This window comes from Nitrospirota bacterium (genome assembly GCA_016214855.1).
GTDB lineage: Bacteria > Nitrospirota > Thermodesulfovibrionia > Thermodesulfovibrionales > UBA6898 > UBA6898.
Genome location: JACRMT010000011.1, coordinates 34,704 through 52,816, shown reverse-complemented (window position 1 = coordinate 52,816; position 18,113 = coordinate 34,704). Strand labels below are relative to the sequence as shown.

16 protein-coding genes and 1 pseudogene are annotated in these 18,113 nt (G+C 47.3%); 16 read left to right on the top strand and 1 reads right to left on the bottom strand.

The genetic code is table 11. The annotated features are described in order from the left end of the window. Positions 1-32: 32 nt before the first annotated feature. Positions 33-755 (bottom strand): SDR family NAD(P)-dependent oxidoreductase, encoded by a 723-nt coding sequence (locus HZB62_10085; GenBank protein ID MBI5075495.1) that lies wholly within the window; start codon positions 753-755, stop codon positions 33-35. Positions 756-1,014: 259 nt separating this feature from the next. Here HZB62_10085 and HZB62_10080 point away from each other — a divergent pair, with 259 nt between their 5' ends. From HZB62_10080 to HZB62_10005, 16 genes and pseudogenes are all read left to right on the top strand, one after another. Further along, positions 1,015-1,659 (top strand): winged helix-turn-helix transcriptional regulator, encoded by a 645-nt coding sequence (locus tag HZB62_10080; GenBank protein ID MBI5075494.1) that lies wholly within the window; start codon positions 1,015-1,017, stop codon positions 1,657-1,659. A 216-nt stretch (positions 1,660-1,875) separates the two neighbouring features. Then, a pseudogene (locus tag HZB62_10075) lies at positions 1,876-2,816 on the top strand (SDR family oxidoreductase). Positions 2,817-2,828: 12 nt separating this feature from the next. Beyond that, entirely contained in the window at positions 2,829-3,695 is an 867-nt protein-coding gene (locus tag HZB62_10070) for an ABC transporter permease (protein ID MBI5075493.1), read from the top strand. Continuing rightward, on the top strand, positions 3,692-4,987 hold the full coding sequence (locus tag HZB62_10065; protein MBI5075492.1) for an ABC transporter ATP-binding protein: 1,296 nt from the start codon (positions 3,692-3,694) through the stop codon (positions 4,985-4,987). Before HZB62_10070 ends, HZB62_10065 begins: the two co-directional genes overlap by 4 nt. A gap of 17 nt (positions 4,988-5,004) precedes the next feature. Then, positions 5,005-6,090 carry an FkbM family methyltransferase gene (locus tag HZB62_10060; protein ID MBI5075491.1) on the top strand — a complete coding sequence of 362 codons (1,086 nt, stop codon included), beginning with the start codon at positions 5,005-5,007 and terminating at the stop codon, positions 6,088-6,090. Positions 6,091-6,156: 66 nt separating this feature from the next. After that, positions 6,157-7,260, top strand: a complete 1,104-nt coding sequence (locus HZB62_10055) for a DegT/DnrJ/EryC1/StrS family aminotransferase (protein ID MBI5075490.1) — start codon at positions 6,157-6,159, stop codon at positions 7,258-7,260. A 2-nt stretch (positions 7,261-7,262) separates the two neighbouring features. Further along, the gene (locus HZB62_10050) at positions 7,263-7,961 is read left to right on the top strand and encodes a WbqC family protein (GenBank protein MBI5075489.1); all 699 of its coding nucleotides are present in this window, start codon (positions 7,263-7,265) and stop codon (positions 7,959-7,961) included. 46 nt (positions 7,962-8,007) lie between these two features. After that, positions 8,008-8,736, top strand: coding sequence for a class I SAM-dependent methyltransferase (locus HZB62_10045; GenBank protein ID MBI5075488.1), 729 nt, complete (start codon positions 8,008-8,010; stop codon positions 8,734-8,736). A gap of 5 nt (positions 8,737-8,741) precedes the next feature. Then, positions 8,742-10,028 carry an ATP-grasp domain-containing protein gene (locus HZB62_10040; protein MBI5075487.1) on the top strand — a complete coding sequence of 429 codons (1,287 nt, stop codon included), beginning with the start codon at positions 8,742-8,744 and terminating at the stop codon, positions 10,026-10,028. Positions 10,029-10,044: 16 nt separating this feature from the next. Continuing rightward, positions 10,045-11,028: a glycosylase gene (locus tag HZB62_10035; GenBank protein MBI5075486.1), complete on the top strand. Its 984-nt coding sequence runs from the start codon at positions 10,045-10,047 to the stop codon at positions 11,026-11,028. Continuing rightward, positions 11,016-11,969: a hypothetical protein gene (locus tag HZB62_10030; GenBank protein ID MBI5075485.1), complete on the top strand. Its 954-nt coding sequence runs from the start codon at positions 11,016-11,018 to the stop codon at positions 11,967-11,969. Before HZB62_10035 ends, HZB62_10030 begins: the two co-directional genes overlap by 13 nt. A 64-nt stretch (positions 11,970-12,033) precedes the next feature. Beyond that, a complete protein-coding gene (locus HZB62_10025; GenBank protein ID MBI5075484.1) occupies positions 12,034-12,795 on the top strand; it encodes a class I SAM-dependent methyltransferase in 762 nt (253 codons plus the stop codon). Further along, positions 12,788-13,762 (top strand): glycosyltransferase, encoded by a 975-nt coding sequence (locus HZB62_10020; protein ID MBI5075483.1) that lies wholly within the window; start codon positions 12,788-12,790, stop codon positions 13,760-13,762. Before HZB62_10025 ends, HZB62_10020 begins: the two co-directional genes overlap by 8 nt. A 29-nt stretch (positions 13,763-13,791) precedes the next feature. After that, the gene (gene asnB / locus HZB62_10015; protein MBI5075482.1) at positions 13,792-15,663 is read left to right on the top strand and encodes an asparagine synthase (glutamine-hydrolyzing); all 1,872 of its coding nucleotides are present in this window, start codon (positions 13,792-13,794) and stop codon (positions 15,661-15,663) included. A gap of 15 nt (positions 15,664-15,678) precedes the next feature. Next, positions 15,679-16,851 carry a glycosyltransferase gene (locus HZB62_10010; protein ID MBI5075481.1) on the top strand — a complete coding sequence of 391 codons (1,173 nt, stop codon included), beginning with the start codon at positions 15,679-15,681 and terminating at the stop codon, positions 16,849-16,851. Further along, entirely contained in the window at positions 16,848-18,113 is a 1,266-nt protein-coding gene (locus tag HZB62_10005; GenBank protein ID MBI5075480.1) for a glycosyltransferase family 4 protein, read from the top strand. The genes HZB62_10010 and HZB62_10005 overlap by 4 nt, the downstream gene beginning before the upstream one ends.

Sequence of the window (18,113 nt, the reverse complement as noted above, 5' to 3'; positions counted from 1 at the left end):
AAAAAGGCTGCAGCCTCAGTTGAAGTATTGCACTAAAGGATTCTGCTGTCAAGGCTGAGGATCTGACCTGTGATGTAGTCCATCCCGGCAATTGAGACAAGGGAGCGGGCGACCTCTGAAGGCTCTGAAAGCGTCTTGAGGATGCTCTCCTCTTTTGCCCGATCCATTGCCTCTTCTGCTGTTGCGCCCATCTCAGTACGCATATACCCAGGCACCACAGCATTTACCCTTATATTATGTTCGGCGAGCTCATGCGCTGCAGAAATGGTCAGGCCGATAAGCCCTGCCTTGGATGCGCTGTATGCTGCCTGGCCAGCCTTTCCTTTTATGCCTGAATAGGAAGAGATGTTGATGACATGACCGCCGCCTGACCTGATCATGAGCGGCGCTGCAGCACGGATAAGGTTGAAACATCCGGTAAGATTTGTCCTGATCACGGTATCCCAGTCTGCTTCGGTCTGTCTGATCAGGAGGCTGTCTTTTGTAATGCCTGCGTTATTGATCAGAAGATCGAGCCTGCCGAATCTCTGCTCAATGCGCTCTATCATCGACCTGGCCTGCACTGAGTCGCCTACATCTGCCTTTATTGCGATGGCACGGTCACCGGCCCGGGCGATGAGGTCCCATGCATTTTCTTCCGAGCTCAGATAGTTGATTGCAACTTTGTACCCCTGCTCAAGGAACGCCTGGCTGATATGTCTGCCGAGGCCGCTGGCTCCGCCTGTGATCAGGGCAACTTTTATTGAACTGTCCACAATCTAATATCCTTTCTGCATCTATCTCAAGTCAAGCATTTGTGTAACACTTCAGTGAAGAGTGGACAGATTCAAGATCCCCTCCTTACCAAGGAGGGGTATGGGGAGGTTTTTGTTCATTTCCCGATACCCCCCCCCGACCTCCCCTTGGAAAGGGGAGGAGGATTACCACTAACAACTGAAGCCTGACTAATTTACTGCATATTTTCTTGACATAAGGCCCTGCTCATGGTATGTTCAAAACATGAACGTTCAGAATATGAACGGAAAAAATGCAGATAATCAGGATAGTTACAAGTCCCTGCTCCTGCTTGACGAGATCTCAAAGGGCGAGTCGCTGTCCCAGAGAGATCTGAGCAAACGGCTCAATATTGCCCTGGGTCTCGTGAATTCTTACCTTAAGAATCTCGTTTCCAAAGGCTATGTCACGATAAGTCAGATCCCGGCAAAAAGGTATGCGTACTACCTGACGCCGACCGGCTTTGCTGAGAAGACCCGGCTCACCTATCATCTGCTTCAGGACTATACCAGCATCTATCGGAACGCCCGGCGCGACTTCAGAAAGCTTTTCGATACTCTGCAGAAGCAGGGAATCCGTGAGGTCTCCTTTGCCGGTGTGGATGAGGTGACCGAGATCGCCTATCTCTCTCTCCAGGAAGCAGATATCGAGCTCCGGAGGGTGTACGATGATGACAAAAAAGGAAAAGTTTTTTTTAAGACAGCTGTTTCCCCTTTCCACGACCTCGATCTTGCTGACACGAATGGCAATATTTTTATTCTAACAACATATTTGAAGAGAGCAACTGTTTATAAAAAGCTTCTCGATCAGGGGATCGCACAGGAGAGGATATTCTCTATCTATCCCCTTGAGACCATGATCAGGGAGAATGCGCAACGCTTTTGAATACTTGAAAGCCTGCAGTACCAACAGCAGGCTTTTTAGTTGCGGTAGGTGCTTTAGGCAAGTGAATTAAGTGCAGTGCGTAGTATCTTTCGGCTGGATATTTTGTGATCGGGATGAAGATGAATGAGCACGAAAAAGCGGGTTTTCCCAACCTGATCGGCGGTAGCCCGTCTAAATGCCGGTACGACAAGGCGATAGAGGAGGTTATGGATTGATATGAATGCATTGAGCAAAAGAATCCTCGTTTCCGGGGGAGCTGGTTTCATAGGCTCTTATCTTTGTGAAAGGCTGCTGAAGGATGGCCATGAAGTCCTTTGCGTAGACAATTTTATACTGGCCGAAGGGCTAACATCGCGCATCTGGTAAACAACCCCTATTTTGAGATATTGCGGCATGATGTCTGCTTTCCTCTGTATGTTGAGGTTGATGAAATTTATAATCTCGCCTGTCCTGCTTCTCCTGTGCATTATCAATTCGATCCCGTTCAGACTACAAAGACCTCGGTACACGGGGCCATAAACATGTTAGGACTTGCAAAGCGGATCAAGGCCAAAATTCTTCAGGCCTCTACAAGTGAGGTATATGGTGATCCAACGGTACATCCTCAGCCAGAATTCTACTGGGGGAATGTCAACCCTATCGGAATCAGGTCATGCTACGATGAAGGGAAACGGTGTGCGGAAACCCTATTTTTTGATTATCACCGTCAACACAGACTGCGGATTAAGGTGGCGCGTATTTTTAACACGTATGGCCCGCATATGCACCCCAATGACGGCAGGGTCGTGAGCAATTTTATCGTGCAGGCGCTCAAGGGAGATAATATAACGGTTTACGGCGACGGCAAGCAGACGCGGAGTTTCTGCTTTGTTGACGATCTTGTCGTTGGTCTTGTGAGTCTCATGAGTAGTCCTGACGATTTTACCGGCCCAGTTAATTTGGGCAATCCCGTTGAGTTTACGATATTGGAACTTGCACAGATGGTAATAAGCCTTACCGCTTCCCGCTCGAAAATAATCTTTAAGCCGCTGCCCATGGATGACCCGATGCAGCGGCAGCCGGACATAACCCTGGCGGAGGAAAGATTGGGCTGGGTGCCTTCAGTCGCGCTCGAAGAGGGGCTGAAAAAAACGATTGCGTATTTCAACTCCCTGTAAGAGGGAAACATTATGAAAGATACCACCGGGATTTTTCAGGAAACACAGTGGACAAAAGTGATCGGCCCGAAAAGCGGCTGGTTTGATCTTGATCTCATGAATCTCTGGAACTACAGAGATTTGATCATGCTCTTTGTGAAAAGAGATTTTGTTACGTTTTACAAACAGACCATTCTTGGGCCGCTCTGGTTCCTGCTTCAACCGCTGGTTACGGCTGTTGTTTTTACTGTCATATTCGGAAGAATTGCGAAGATCCCGACCGACGGCATGCCGCAGATACTTTTTTATATGAGCGGAATCGTGATCTGGAACTATTTTAGCGACTGCCTGAACAAGACCTCGGATACCTTTGCTGCCAACGCAGGCATCTTCGGCAAGGTCTATTTTCCGAGACTCACCGTGCCGATCTCGATCGTCATAACAAACCTCTTAACATTTGCTATCCAGTTTCTCCTTTTTCTGGCATTTTGGATCTATTTTTATGTCGGTGGTGCTGCCATTAAACCAACTCTCTGGAGCTTGCTGATCCCTTTGCTGCTGATCCAGATGGCAGCCCTCGGCCTTGGTCTCGGCATCCTTGTTTCTTCCCTGACCACCAAATACCGGGACCTTAAGTTTGTGGTCGGCTTCGGTGTCCAGCTCTGGATGTACGCAACGCCCATAGTTTATCCGATGTCGCAGATACCGGATAAATGGCAATGGCTGTATGGGCTGAATCCGATGGCTGCCATAGTTGAGACCGCGCGCTTTGCTTTCCTCGGTGCCGGATCAGTTCGACCGGGGAATCTTGGTATAAGTTTTGCCGTGACAGTGTTTATTCTGCTGGCAGGCTTAGTTTTTTTCAGCAGGATAGAGAAGACGTTTATGGATACGGTATGAGTGAGGTTGTGATCAGAGCAGAAAATCTGTTCAAGGAATATCGCCTTGGTACGATCAGTCATGGCACATTGTACCGGGATTTGCAGAGCTGGTGGGCCAGGCTGCGCAACAAAGAGGACCCAAACTCTATCATTGCGTCTCCTCAGTCTTTTACTCCTCACGCTTCACGTTTCACGAGTTCTGAAAATCCCCATATGCTTGCCCTTAATAATGTTTCTTTCGAAGTAAAGCGTGGTGAGGTACTTGGGATCATCGGCAAAAACGGAGCAGGCAAATCAACGTTGCTGAAGATACTTTCAGAGGTAACGTCCCCCACAAAGGGTCAGGTGAAAATAAAGGGCAGGGTGGCAAGTCTTTTGGAAGTAGGAACCGGGTTTCATCCTGAGCTGACCGGCCGCGAGAATATCTATCTGAACGGCGCCATATTGGGAATGACCAAAAAAGAGATTGCTGATAAGTTTGAGGAGATCGTCGCTTTTGCTGAGATCGAAAAATTCATTGATACACCGGTGAAACGTTACTCGTCCGGCATGTATGTGCGCCTTGCTTTTGCTGTAGCCGCCCACCTGGAACCGGAAATACTAATTATAGACGAAGTCCTGGCTGTCGGCGATGCAGCTTTTCAGAAGAAGTGCCTGGGGAAGATGGGGGAGGTTTCGAAAGAAGGGAGAACGGTTTTATTTGTGAGCCATAATATGACCGCGATAAAGACTCTCTGTGAACGGGTAATTTGGCTTGAGGCTGGTCAGATCGCAGACGATGGTTATGCAGCCGAAGTCGTTTCACATTATCTTCTGCGCGGATCCCAATCAGTTTACGACCAATTATGGCCCGACAGAACAACAGCCCCGGGGAATGATAAGGTCCGCCTGCGCAGGGCACGTATCATGCCGGAAACAGCGACAGGCAAGTCCGAACTTACGGTCATGACGCCTTTAACCCTGGAATTCGAATGCTGGAGTCTGATGCCTTCGGCTGAACTGAATTTTAGCATGCATCTTTATAATGAAGAAGGTTTGTGCATCCTGGCCGACGGATCGGAAAGCATGATTATCGGCAAGGAACTTTTCAAGGGCACCTGCCGTGTTCCTGGCAAGTTATTGAACGAAGGTTCATACCGAGTGATGATCATGGTCGTACGGGACGGGATGAGCATATACACGCATCATGATCTGCTGAGATTTGATGTTCATGATATTGAAAGGCAGGGGGGGTGGACCGGCAGATGGCCCGGCGTGGTCAGACCCAAGTTCGCATGGAATATTACAAGCCTGCCTGAAAAAAGAATATGACATTTACGACTGCGCTGATGACAACAATTCTGGAAAGCCTCGGTAATGACCATTCCGACAACTACGACTTCTACCGTTTTGGCGGGGAGCAGGAGAGCCGGCCCAAAGAGGTTTTTTGGAAACATCTGATAAGAAAGAAATTACAGGAAAGGAATTTCGTCGAGCTTTCCTGTTTCAATATCGCGCATCGGGTTAATGAGTATGATCCCCATATGGCAGGCTTTCAATGTTTATATGACCTGCTTGATGATCAGCAATCAAAGGATATATTGGTGAAGATCCTTGCTTATCGCATCCTTGGCCATAAAAAGGTGAAATTACCGCTTAACAGCACGACTTTCTGGGAACAGATGGTGCAGCTTGAGCAATTGGGAGATAGGAAAGATGCTGTTGACAGCCGGTTTAACAATTGGAAGCTGTATCGGTACCGCTTGGGAAGCATGGGCTTTCCGATTGAACTGTATTACACTGCGTTAGGAATATACATAGAATTTATCCTTAAACAGTACGAATACCGCATGGATCAGCAAGTGATCAGTGTGCGGGAAGGTGATGTTGTCATTGATGCCGGAGGGGGATGGGGTGATACGGCTCTCTATTTTGCGAACGCTGTTGGAAGGCTCGGAAGAGTTCACTCCTTTGAGTTTATCCCAGGCAACCTTAAGATCATGAAGAGAAACATCGCGCTGAACCATTCGCTTGAACCCCTTATTAATGTCGTTGAAAGACCGCTCTGGAGTGAGTCAGGGAAAAAGCTCTTCTGTGTCGATAAGGGCCCGGGCAGCAAAGTTATGTTAGACGATCCCGGTGATTCGGGCGGCCAGATCGCCACGCTCTCGATCGATGATTGGGCGAAGGAAAATGGGATCAGGAAGGTCGATTTTATAAAGATGGATATAGAGGGGGCTGAGCTGCATGCACTGAAAGGGGCAGAACAGACCATACGCACGTTCCGCCCCTCATTGGCAATTGCACTGTACCACCGCATAGAGGATTTCTGGGAAATTCCAGAATATCTGCAATCCCTGGCCCTTGGTTATAGATACTATCTTGGCCACTATACGATACATGCAGAAGAAACCGTCCTGTTTGCAACTGTCTGACTTCTGTCGTGAGGTCAGACAGTTAGAACAGATGTGGAAGAAACATAAACAGTACCTAAGGGAATAATGAAAAACATCTACGTAACAAGGCCATATCTTCCGCCCTTGGAGGAATTCCTGCCCTATCTCGAAAATATTTGGGAAAGCAAGTGGCTGACCAACAACGGTCCATATCATCAAGAGCTTGAAAAAAAGATGGCTGAATATCTGGGTGTTAAGCACCTTGCTCTGTTTGCAAACGGGACGCTTGCCCTGCTTACGGCACTTCAGGCACTGGAAATCACGGGAGAGGTGATTACCACACCTTTTACGTTTGTTGCAACAGCGCATGCTCTCCTCTGGAATGGCATTAAGCCGGTCTTCGTTGACATGCGTTCTAAAACGTTCAATCTCGACCCTGAGGAGATCGAGGCTGCAATCACGCCGCAGACCACGGCGATTCTTCCAGTGCATGTATATGGGCATCCGTGCGACGTGGAGCGTATTCGGGAAATAGCTGATGCCCACGGTTTCAAGATCATCTATGATGCGGCACATGCATTCGGCGTCACATATAAGGGGCAGAGCCTGTTAACGCATGGAGACCTCTCGATATTAAGTTTCCATGCCACCAAAGTGTTCAATACGTTTGAAGGCGGAGCCATTATCTGTCACGACGAAGAGACAAAAAAGAGGATTGACGACCTGAAGAATTTCGGGTACGCTGGCGAACTAAATGTGGTTGGTACCGGCATAAACGCAAAAATGAATGAACTGCAGGCAGCTTTTGGGCTTGTGCAGCTCAAACACGTTGACAAGGCGATCGCACTGCGGCGAGAGGTTGACGCACATTACAGGGAGCAGCTGTCGTCAGTCCAGGGGGTCACCTGCCCGTCATTACCTTTAGACACCTGTTATAACTATTCGTATTTTCCCATCGTTATTGAAGAGGATTATCCGCTTTCCTGTGAGGGACTTAATGATGCGCTTCGTAACCAAGGGATTTTTCCAAGGCGCTATTTCTATCCATTGATCAGCGAGTTCCCGATGTATAAGGACCTGCCTTCTGCTGCGCATACTAATCTCCCGGTCGCGAGAAAGGTGGCAGAACGCGTTCTCTGCCTGCCGATCTATCCCGGACTGGACAGTGCATCAATTGAGACAATAACCTCAATCATACGGGATGTGTGATCATGAAAATAGGCATTATGCAGCCTTATTTTCTGCCTTATATCGGTTATTATCAGTTAATTCAGGCGGTTGATGCGTTCATTGTCTACGATAATATTCAGTACACAAAAAAAGGCTGGGTCAACAGGAATCGCTTTCTGCAGCAGGGCAGGGATGTGACCTTTTCTATTCCCCTTAAGAAAGACTCTGACTTCCTGAACATAAAAGATAGGCGGTTATCCGCTGACTTCAACAAAGTGAGACTGCTGAACAAAACAAAGGAAGCATACAGGCGTGCCCCGTATTTTGAGCAGGTCTTCCCGTTGATCGAGGACATATTTCTGTATGGCGATGCGAATCTGTTCGGCTTCATCTATAACTCGATCCTCAGGATCTGCGAATACCTGCATATAGGGACTGAGACAATAATTTCGTCAGCCGTTCCGATCGACCACTCCCTGAAGAACCAGGACAAAGTCCTTGCCTTTTGCAAAGCAATGGGGGCAGACACGTATCTGAACAGTATCGGCGGCTTGGATCTGTATTCAAAAGAAACATTCCGCGAGAAGGGCATTGATCTGCAGTTCATCAGACCAAAACCTTTCGAGTATCCGCAGTTCGGCAATGAGTTCGTGGCTTGGCTGTCTATCATGGATGTGATGATGTTCAATTCCAGAGATATACTTATCGCGGCAATAGCCGGCAACTATGACCTTGTATAGAACAGTGTTCGTTGCGGCTGCCGTGAACCGAGAGGGAAACAACACTATGAAAAATGAGCTGGATGATCACATCGGAGCATATTCGGGAGAGAGCCTCTATGATTTTGATAATGAGATCCAGTTAACGTGGTATCCCGAACGGGTAATGCAGCTCTCAGAAGGTGCATCCTCTCTGCTTGAGCTGGGTCTCGGACACGGGATAGCCGCGAACGCTTTCGACCGGCAGTTCAAACGCCATGTCGTAGTGGAAGCATCTCCGTCTGTGATCAGGAATTTTCACCGACGGTTCCCTGATGTGAATGTCGAAATTGCTGAACACTACTTTGAAACATTTGATACCTCCGAGCGATTTGATGTGATCGTATTCGGTTATATTCTCGAGCACGTCGGTGATCCGATACAAATATTGAAGCGGTTCCGAAACTTCCTGACGTCGGGCGGCAGGATGTTCGTGACCGTGCCCAATGCCGAGGTATTAAACCGAAGGCTCGGCCATCTGGCAGGCCTACTGCCTGATATGAAGCAGCTTTCCGAGCATGACCTGCTCCTGGGACATAAGCGCTACTACACGATCGATTCGCTCCGGAAGGACATTGAGGATGCCGGCTGTACGATTACGCGGTTGGAGGGCATATATCTCAAGCCTTTGACCACTCGCCAACTCATCTCGCTGGATCTCGATGAGAAGATTATCCGGGCGCTCTGTATGGCCGGGATCGTTTATCCTGAGCTCTGCTGCAGTGTCCTGGCAGAAGTCGCGCCGGCGGCTGATTGATGTCCATGAGACCGAAACATCGTGTGTTGATCTTTCCGGCCGGCTCTGAAATAGGGCTGGAGATATATAACTCGCTGAAATACAGTCATCACACCGATGTTTTCGGTGCGTCAGGCAAGAGCGATCATGCTTCCTATGTCTACGAAGAGGCTCGATATATTGAAGAGCCGCTCTATATTGACCAGCCCGATTTTATCGTACGTTTCAACCGATTAATTCAGACGTTTCAAATCGGGTTCGTATATCCGACGCACGATACGGTCGCCTGCTTTCTCTCAGAGCATCAAGCTGAAATAGATGCCTGCATAGTAACATCGTGTTACGAGACAAATCGGATCGCCCGGTTCAAACAGCTGACCTATGATCGTTTCAGGTCTTTCGGTTTCTGTCCGGCGGTGTTCGATGAGCCGTATGACGATCTTCCGTTCCCGGTTTTCCTGAAACCGAATGACGGACAGGGCGGTAAAGGGACTTATGTGGCCGGGAACGCGGAGGACTTGAGATTCTATTTAGGGAAGAAAACCGATCTGCTGGTCACGGAGTTCCTTCCCGGGGAAGAGCTTAGCGTCGACTGCTTTACCGATGGTAGGGGTAAACTTCTGTTTATTGGTCCCAGAACACGCGAGAGGATCCAGATGGGAATTTCGTTCCGGTCCACTGCCGTGGAACTAACCGATGAGATAAGGCACATTGCTCAAGACATAAATGAAACGGTCTCTCTGAACGGGGCCTGGTTTTTTCAGGTTAAGAAGGACGGCAGGGGAGACCATAAGCTCATGGAGTTTGCACCCCGCCAGTCGAGCACCATGGGTCTCTATCGGCATTGTGGAGTGAATTTTGCGCTTTTGAGCCTCTTCAATGCGATGGGGACGCCGGTCGAGATATTGCAGAACAACTATGCTGTTCAGCTTGACCGTTGCCTGCATAACAGGTTCAAGGCTTCATTCGAATTCCAGCGCGTGTATATTGATTTTGATGAGACCGTGGTAGCTGGAAAGCATGTCCATGACCGTATTATGGCCTTCTTATATCAATGCCGTAATAAGGGGATAGCTGTCGTGCTGCTTACGAAACATCTGCAGAGCATCGGGGAGACGCTGCGTGCCTGCGGCATTTCTGAGTACCTGTTTGAAAAAATAGTCCATATTTCCGATCATCAGGAGAAGTGGACCTTTATTGATCCTGAAGGGGCTATATTCATCGACAATTATTGGTTCGACCGGCGCGCAGTGAAAGAAAAATGGGACATCCCGGTGTTTGATGTGGATAGTGTCGAATGTCTGCTTCGATAGGGTCAAGGGAGTCTTAATGTTTCACTGGGAAAAGCTCGGAAAAATCTTTGATCCGCGAGAACATGTAAATGAAAGCTGGCTGCAGGAGTTTGCACAATCCCCTTCAACGCTCCTATACGAAAGACATGTCCGGGTCTATTTTTGTTCGAGGCCTGCGCCTGCTTCGGCTGGCCAGTATCTTAGTTATCTGACCTACATTGACCTGGACCGCTGGGACCTGCTGAAGGTCATCAATATCTGCAGTAACCCGATCTTGAGCTTGGGCGCATATGGGACATTCGATGAGTTCGGGACGAACCCGATCTCTGTGATCCGCTATCAGGATCAGGTGCGGGTGTACTACGCAGGGTGGACCCGATGTGAGTCTGTGCCGTTCAACGGAGCTATAGGACTGGCAATAAGCCACGATAACGGCGACTCATTTGCCAGACTGGGAGATGGACCTGTCCTCTCCTACAGTCCTGATGAGCCATTCTTGCTTGGCAGTCCCAGGATCAGAAAATACGGAGAAAAATGGTATCTGTGGTATGTATCCGGTAAAGAATGGCTGAAGACAGACAGTAAACCTGAGCCGGTCTATAAGATACGCATGGCATCTTCTGATGACGGCATTAACTGGAGCAAGCTTGGAAGAGATCTGATCCCGGACAGGTTGGGTGCGCATGAGTGCCAGGCATGTCCTGATGTGACATATCGTGATGGGAAATACCATATGTTCATGTCTTACCGGCCTAGCCATAACTACAAGAGTAAAGAGGGCGGGTACCGGATCGGGTACTCATGCTCTGACGACATGATCAATTGGTGCAGACGCGATGAGCTCGTCGGATTGGACGTCTCTGAAGAAGGATGGGATTCGGAAATGGTGAGTTACCCGCATCTGTTCATGCTCGATGGAGAAACATACATGCTGTACCAGGGCAATGGCATGGGGCTGGCCGGTATCGGATTGGCGAAATTGGACGGCGCCTGGCATTGGAGTGACAATTGCACTGGGTGAAATCAGGAAAGATATTTGATCCGACGGAGCATTCGCTTCCCCACGGATGTGCCGAATTCGCACAGGCACCTCAAGCATTGGTCCTGTGCGATCGGGTAAGAGTCTATTTTTCTACAAGGCAGAGAGATTCTGCCGGAAAATTCTTAAGTCACGTGGCCTTCGTCGATTTTGATGCAGATATGCGAAACATTATTGGCATCTCAAAGCATACAGTGATCGAACTGGGCAGGCTGGGCTGTTTTGATGAGCATGGGATATTTCCGATCAATGTGCTGCAAGAGGAGGACAGGGTGCTTGCCTATACAACGGGCTGGAACAGAAAGATCTCAGTCCCCGCAGATGCTGCCATCGGGCTGGCGATCAGTCATGATAACGGTTATACGTTCCAGAAGCACGGGAACGGCCCGATCATGGCTGCGTCGCTTCATGAACCCTTTTTGATCGGTGATGCGTGTGTGGCTGTGTATGGAGGACGATATCACATGTGGTACATTCATGGCACAGCGTGGAAGAAATTTGTGGATTCAGACCAGCCCGAACGGGTATATAAGATCGCACATGCAACGTCTGAAGATGGCATGAATTGGCTGAGAGAGGGCAGGCAGATAATCGCGGACAGGCTGAATGCAGACGAGTGCCAGGCACTGCCGACGGTCTTTCACCGAAACGAGATATATCATATGTATTTTTGCTATAGGCAAGCGCACGACTTCAGAACGCAAAGCGATAATTCTTATAGGATTGGTTATGCCTATTCGGATGATTTAGTCAATTGGAAAAGAGATGATAGCAATGCTGGTATAGATGTTTCCGAGGATGGATGGGATTCTCAGATGCAATGTTATCCCCACGTTTTCAAGTCTGGAGAAATAGTTTATATGCTTTACAACGGCAATGAATTCGGCAGATCCGGGTTTGGTCTTGCCGTTTTGGATGAATAGTGAAAGCGGTTGACTGCTTGGCACGTGCTGCGGAATTATATGACGGTACCGATGAGGGGAAAGAATGATCATGGGAAGGAACTATAACGACGAGTTGGATGATTCGGATAATTCCGAAAATGAAAAATATGCCTATAACTTCGATTTCGACGTGATGCATCCCTATATGATCAAATCGTTTGAGCCTTTCTTCAATAAGGGGAGCCTGCTGGAACTGGGAAGCTATAAGGGCAACTTCACCAGAAGATTTCTCTCCTACTTCGATGATATTACCTGCGTTGAAGCATCGGATGTCGCCGTTGTGGAAGCCAAAAAGAAACTTGGTGAACAGGTGAAGTTCGTGCATTCACTTTTCGAAAATGCGACCCTGCCCATGCACTATGACAATATCGTAATGACCCATGTGTTGGAACACTTGGATGATCCTGTGATGATAATGAAACGCGTCAACGATGAGTGGCTGGCGGAGAACGGCAGGTTTTTTCTAGTTTGTCCCAATGCGAACGCTCCTTCCCGGCAGATCGCCGTCAAGATGGGATTAATCTCTCATAATGCTGCCGTTACTCGGGCAGAGGCAGAGCATGGGCATCGTCGCACCTATTCATTGGATACTTTGGAAAGGGATGCTGTAGAGGCTGGGCTGAAGGTGGTGCATCGGTCAGGTATCTTTTTTAAGGCTTTGGCGAACTTCCAGTGGGATAAATTGCTGCACACGGACATCATCTCTAAAGAATATCTTGAGGGCTGTTATCAGTTGGGACAGCAATATCCTGATTTCTGTTCAAGTATTTTCTTGATGTGTAAAAAGGGTCACAAGAATGAGTGAGCCGCTACTTTCAGTCTGTTTAATTACGTATAATCATGCCAAATACATCAGAGAAGCCATAGATGGTGTATTGATGCAAAAGGTGAATTTTACTTGGGAACTGATAGTCGCGGACGATTTTTCGACAGACGGGACAAGGGAGATAGTATTGGAGTATGCACGTAACTATCCAGCATTCATTAAGCTCATTCTCCAGGAACGGAATGTGGGGGCTGCGCAGAACTGGATGGATCTGATGGCTGCGCCGTCAGGGAAATATATCGCCTATTTTGAAGGCGATGACTTCTGGACTGATCCGAGCAAGCTTCAGAGACAGGTGGACGCACTTGAAAATAATACTGATTTAGCTGGATGCTTCTCAAATGCAATTATCGTCGACGATAATGGGCAGATCATTTCCGTTGATTATTTTGCTTTCTACAATAAAAAAGTTAAACCTGAAATCAGGACTGAAGATATTGTCCCCTTCGGCATGTCGCCAAGCAATTCATTGGTATTCAGAAGGGAGATACTCGTTAACCCTCCTGACTGGTTTGCCAGAAATAGTAGGCATAGCGGGCTCGATCTTTTGATTACATTGCACGGTATCTTGTACTGCATAAATGAGAAGCTCGGTGCTTATAGAATTCGCCCCGGTGGCAGTTGGTCATTAGCACCGCTTTCGACTCGTTTGATGAGTGATTTACTTTTTTTGAAACCCCTGTATCAAGACGAGCACATGTATCGCAATCACGGGCCTGTTATCATCGGAGTAATAAAGAATGAAATACTTTGCTTGCTCGAATTAAAACATCAGCAGGAAGCCTGCGGTACGATTGTCGGTATTATTTTGAAATTATTGTTTTCTTATCCGAGGAATATGAGTTTTTTCATTCTTCTTCCCTATTGGATATTTAAATATTTTATGGGCAAGATAGTGCAGAAAAGCATTCGTCACTTTAAAACGGTTATTAATATCTACTGGTGAGTGATCTCGTGGAAGGATCGTAGATAGGCATGTGCGGTATTGCCGGAATCATTAGACTAAAAGAATGTGTGCGAAGACAAGACATTGAGCGCATGACTCGATCTCTTGCCCACAGGGGACCCGACGGTGAGGGAATTTGGTTGAACGATAATGTAGCTCTTGGGCACCGCAGACTATCCATTATTGACCTGAAAACGGGCGGGCAGCCGATGTGTAACGAAGACGAGACTGTATGGATTACCTTTAATGGAGAGATCTATAATTACCGAGAGCTTCGCGCCTTGCTTTGTGAGAAGGGTCACAGATTCCAAAGTTCGTCCGACACGGAAGTAATCGTTCATGCTTATGAGGAATGGGGGGACGAGTGCGTTAAACGTTTTCGCGGGATGTTTGCGTTTGGGATTGTTGACATAATAAGGAAAAAGGTGTTTTTGGCCCGTGACTATTTTGGCATTAAACCGCTTGTATATTATGTAGGAGGAGATGTGGTTGCCTTTGCGTCGGAGATTCAGGCGTTAAGACAAATCGAGGGTATTCGGCTTGATTTGGATCTGCAGGGACTTGATCAGTATTTGTGGCTGCAGTACATACCCGCGCCGCACTCCATTTATAAACAGATAAAGAAACTTCCTCCGGCACACCGCATAAGCATTACATTTGATGGCCATGTTTCAGAGCCTGAGGAATACTGGAGGTTAGAGTTTCGACCTGATCACAGAAAGAGTGAAGTGCAATGGACGGAGGAACTGCAAGCAGTGCTGCGTGAATCTGTTAAGGCCCATCTGGTTTCTGATGTGTCTTTCGGAGCCTTTCTTTCCGGCGGCGTGGACTCAAGTGCAATAGTTGCCTATATGGCACAGGAACTCGGTCATCAATTTAAGACTTTCAGCATTGGCTTTAAGGAGGATGAGTTCAATGAATTGAAATATGCTGAGCTTGTGGCAAAACGCTGGGGAACGAAACATCATTTCGAGATAGTGAATCCAAATGCATTAGAGATATTACCTGAATTGGTAAAGCATTATGGTGAGCCGTTCGGCGACAGCTCAGCTATCCCTACCTACCATGTCTGTAAGATGGCTAGAAAATACGTGCCGATGGTTCTTTCGGGTGACGGTGGAGACGAGGCATTTGCAGGCTATCACTCATACTTCACCTGGATGAAATATCTGGAGCAGCCCCCGGTTGATAATAGACGGTGGTGGTGGGGGGGAATATATGCACTCATGCGGAGATTATTGCCAAATCGCCACCCTCTATCTTCGCCGTTTGGAGCAAGCTTGGAAAACTGGCTGTCATGCATTAATTATATGCCGACTCATGTGCGAAGAAGATTGTGGAGGAAAGAATTTAAATGTGTGACGGAGAATCGGCTTGATCTTTTCGAGAAGGAGTTCGAGCGGGTGAAGGATTATAGTAATTCAAATAAGGTGCAATACATGGATATGAGAACCTACTTACCCTACGACATACTTGCTAAAATTGATGCCGCCAGCATGATGAATAGCCTTGAAGTTAGGACCCCTTTTGTCGACAGAAAAGTGGTCGAGTTTGCTGCCACGATACCTGAGTCATGGAATATCGGGAAAGACGCTTGCGGAGAGTGGCGCGGAAAACTCTTGCTAAAAAAAACCCTTGAAGAATATTATCCCCATGCGCTCTTGCATCGAACAAAGATGGGATTTGGTATTCCGATAATAAAATGGTTCACGACTAATGGTGCACTGAACGCATATCTACATGAAAAACTGCTTAATCCTCATTCAATAATCTTTGAGCTCTTTGAGCCCGAAATTGTCAAACAACTTTTGGATCGGAACACGAGCCATCAAATTTGGCTGTTGTTGTTTCTGGAGGAATGGTTACAGTTACATAGATCTGAAGTGAACTGTATGGGTTAGCTAATGATGTTTAACGTGGGTGATGCGGCTAAAAATAATCTTGCGGGAAAGCGGATTGTAATTCTTCTCTGGACTCTGGAACTTGGGGGGGCTGAGCGGCAGGCAATAGCCTTGGCGCGTTATTTCAAAAACAATAAAGGCGCCGATGTCAAGGTGCTGGCCTTTAACACTCCCGGATTGGCGTCAGTATTGTGCGATGACTACGGTATACCTTGGGGTATGATTGATGATAAAAAACAGATAGTATCGCATTCTTTTTTATCAATTATCAGATCAACATTTGCAATTATAAAAATACTGAAACGGAACCGTACTGAGATTCTGTTTGGTTATACCACACCTCCTAACATAATGTGTAGTTTTGCATCACGGTTTGCTGGGGTAAGGGCATTCATCTGGAGTCAGAGAAGAAGCGGTAGTGAGAAATTGCAGCCCTTTGATTATATTGCGGCAAAATACTTCGCCAAATGGTTTATTTCAAACTCAGAGAGGGGAGCTCATTATTTGCGCAATGCCTTTGGCGTAAAAGCGGACAAAATCAGGATAATTCATAATGGTGTTGAGTTAGCTGACCCTAAAGAAGACAAGCTTAGATGGCGAAAAAACCTGAAGATTGGTGAAAATGATTTTATCGCTTGTATGGTAGCAAATTTGCATCAAGGTAAAGATCACGTTACCCTATTGAATGCGTGGAGCATTGTCGTAGGGCAGTTGAAGGCAGCGAAGATGAATGCTGTCTTAGTGCTTGCAGGTCAATTTTTCTCCACCTATCAATCCCTGATGGATTTAACTCGAAATTTAGGCATTGAATATAGTGTGATATTTCTGGGTCAGGTACAAGACATTTCCGGACTATTAGGTTCTGTTGATTTAAGCATATTAACCTCTTATAGTGAAGGGCTTCCGAATGGTGTTTTGGAATCCATGGCGTCTGGACTGCCTGTCGTCGGCACTGACGTCTCTGGCATAAGGGAAGCACTGGGAAAGGAGGGGGAAGTGTATCTCGTTCCTCCGGGCTGTGCCGACTTATTGGCGGAAAGGATCCTTTTTTTTGCCGCGCATCCAGAGGTAAGACGAGTGGTAGGTGAAGCGAACAGGAAGAGAATTGCTGATATATTTGGGCTTCAAAAAATGTGTACTCAGACAGAAGAATATGTGAATGAAATTTTGGCAGGGAAAAATTCATGAGCCGCAATGCCGCACAAAAAACAAGGGTTCTCTTTTTTGCCTGGGGTGACTCTATCCACGCCCGTCGTCGCATACAGATCTTTACTAATGATCCTACTTTTGAAGTAGGAGTTATTTCTAACTATAAATACGATTTTAATAATGCAGAAAACCTATATTTAAGCGATACCGGACTCGTTAGACAGCACTTGTCTGAAATGTCGCTTTTTCGAAAAACGGTGCGCGGTATACTGACCGGCCTGCTTTTTTTTCTGATGCGTTTCTGTGATTGGAGAACCACATTGTATGAGTGCTACCGTTGGATTGCGGACACGCAACTGACACGGGATTATACAAAGAAGTTTAATCCCGATATTATATTTCTGCAGACGCTTCTCTACCCTTCTTATCTTTCATTTATTCTCTCTCGAAAGATTCCCTTGATGATAACGTTTTGGAATGGAGATGTAATCTGGTGGGCTCGTTGGAGCGGTCTGGATCGCCTCCTGAAAAAGAAAATAGTAGAGTATGGCGTTAACCGTGCATCCGCCATGACCGTGAACTCCCGGACCGCTTTTGATGCCTGTCAGGGATACGGTGTTCCTTCGAAAAAGATACATATGATTCGATATCCTGGTGTTGATCTGGAACGTTTTAAGCCGGCGTCGCGGGAGTATGCGCGCCAGTGCCTTGGCATTGAGTCCGGAAAGGTCATTCTCTGCCCTCGTGGGCTTGGTGGATATCTCAACAGCGATGTCATCATTGAGGCAGCCGCAGCGGTGATCACCGAGATGCAGGATGCATTATTTCTGTTTATTTCCGGAACAGGGGGCGACGAAGAATGGCAGCAGCATCTGCGTCGGGGCACCGAACTTGGGATTGCAAATAACCTGCGGTATGACGGACAAGTCCCCTGGGAGGCAATGTCGATTTATTATCAGGCAGCTGATGTAGTTGTTTCTATTTCCTCTAATGATTCGCTCCCGAATTGCATGCTTGAAGCGATGGCGTGTGGTATTCCACTGGTCATGGGAGATATACCGCAGATTGGTGAATGGGTTAAAGATGGAGTAAACGGTTTTCTTGTGTCGCCACGCGATCCGAAAGCTATAGCTCAAGCATCGTTGTCATTGCTTAGTAGCGATGGCACACAGGCGTCGGCGTTTGTAAGCTATAACATTGACTTGGTAAGACGAGAGGTCGACTGCAGGAAAAATGCATGTCTGGTCAAGCAGTTGGTCCACGATATCGCGGGAAAACATAGTAAAGAGGAATGTAGCTAA

What these genes read in the sequence shown, in the direction of transcription:
- HZB62_10035 (MBI5075486.1), top strand. Translation starts at nt 10,045, where the DNA reads ATGTTTCACTGGGAAAAGCTCGGAAAAATCTTTGATCCGCGAGAACAT.
- HZB62_10055 (MBI5075490.1), top strand. Translation starts at nt 6,157, where the DNA reads ATGAAAAACATCTACGTAACAAGGCCATATCTTCCGCCCTTGGAGGAA.
- HZB62_10080 (MBI5075494.1), top strand. Translation starts at nt 1,015, where the DNA reads ATGAACGGAAAAAATGCAGATAATCAGGATAGTTACAAGTCCCTGCTC.
- HZB62_10040 (MBI5075487.1), top strand. Translation starts at nt 8,742, where the DNA reads ATGAGACCGAAACATCGTGTGTTGATCTTTCCGGCCGGCTCTGAAATA.
- HZB62_10005 (MBI5075480.1), top strand. Translation starts at nt 16,848, where the DNA reads ATGAGCCGCAATGCCGCACAAAAAACAAGGGTTCTCTTTTTTGCCTGG.
- HZB62_10060 (MBI5075491.1), top strand. Translation starts at nt 5,005, where the DNA reads ATGACAACAATTCTGGAAAGCCTCGGTAATGACCATTCCGACAACTAC.
- HZB62_10050 (MBI5075489.1), top strand. Translation starts at nt 7,263, where the DNA reads ATGAAAATAGGCATTATGCAGCCTTATTTTCTGCCTTATATCGGTTAT.
- HZB62_10025 (MBI5075484.1), top strand. Translation starts at nt 12,034, where the DNA reads ATGATCATGGGAAGGAACTATAACGACGAGTTGGATGATTCGGATAAT.
- HZB62_10045 (MBI5075488.1), top strand. Translation starts at nt 8,008, where the DNA reads ATGAAAAATGAGCTGGATGATCACATCGGAGCATATTCGGGAGAGAGC.
- HZB62_10065 (MBI5075492.1), top strand. Translation starts at nt 3,692, where the DNA reads ATGAGTGAGGTTGTGATCAGAGCAGAAAATCTGTTCAAGGAATATCGC.
- HZB62_10020 (MBI5075483.1), top strand. Translation starts at nt 12,788, where the DNA reads ATGAGTGAGCCGCTACTTTCAGTCTGTTTAATTACGTATAATCATGCC.
- HZB62_10070 (MBI5075493.1), top strand. Translation starts at nt 2,829, where the DNA reads ATGAAAGATACCACCGGGATTTTTCAGGAAACACAGTGGACAAAAGTG.
- asnB (MBI5075482.1), top strand. Translation starts at nt 13,792, where the DNA reads ATGTGCGGTATTGCCGGAATCATTAGACTAAAAGAATGTGTGCGAAGA.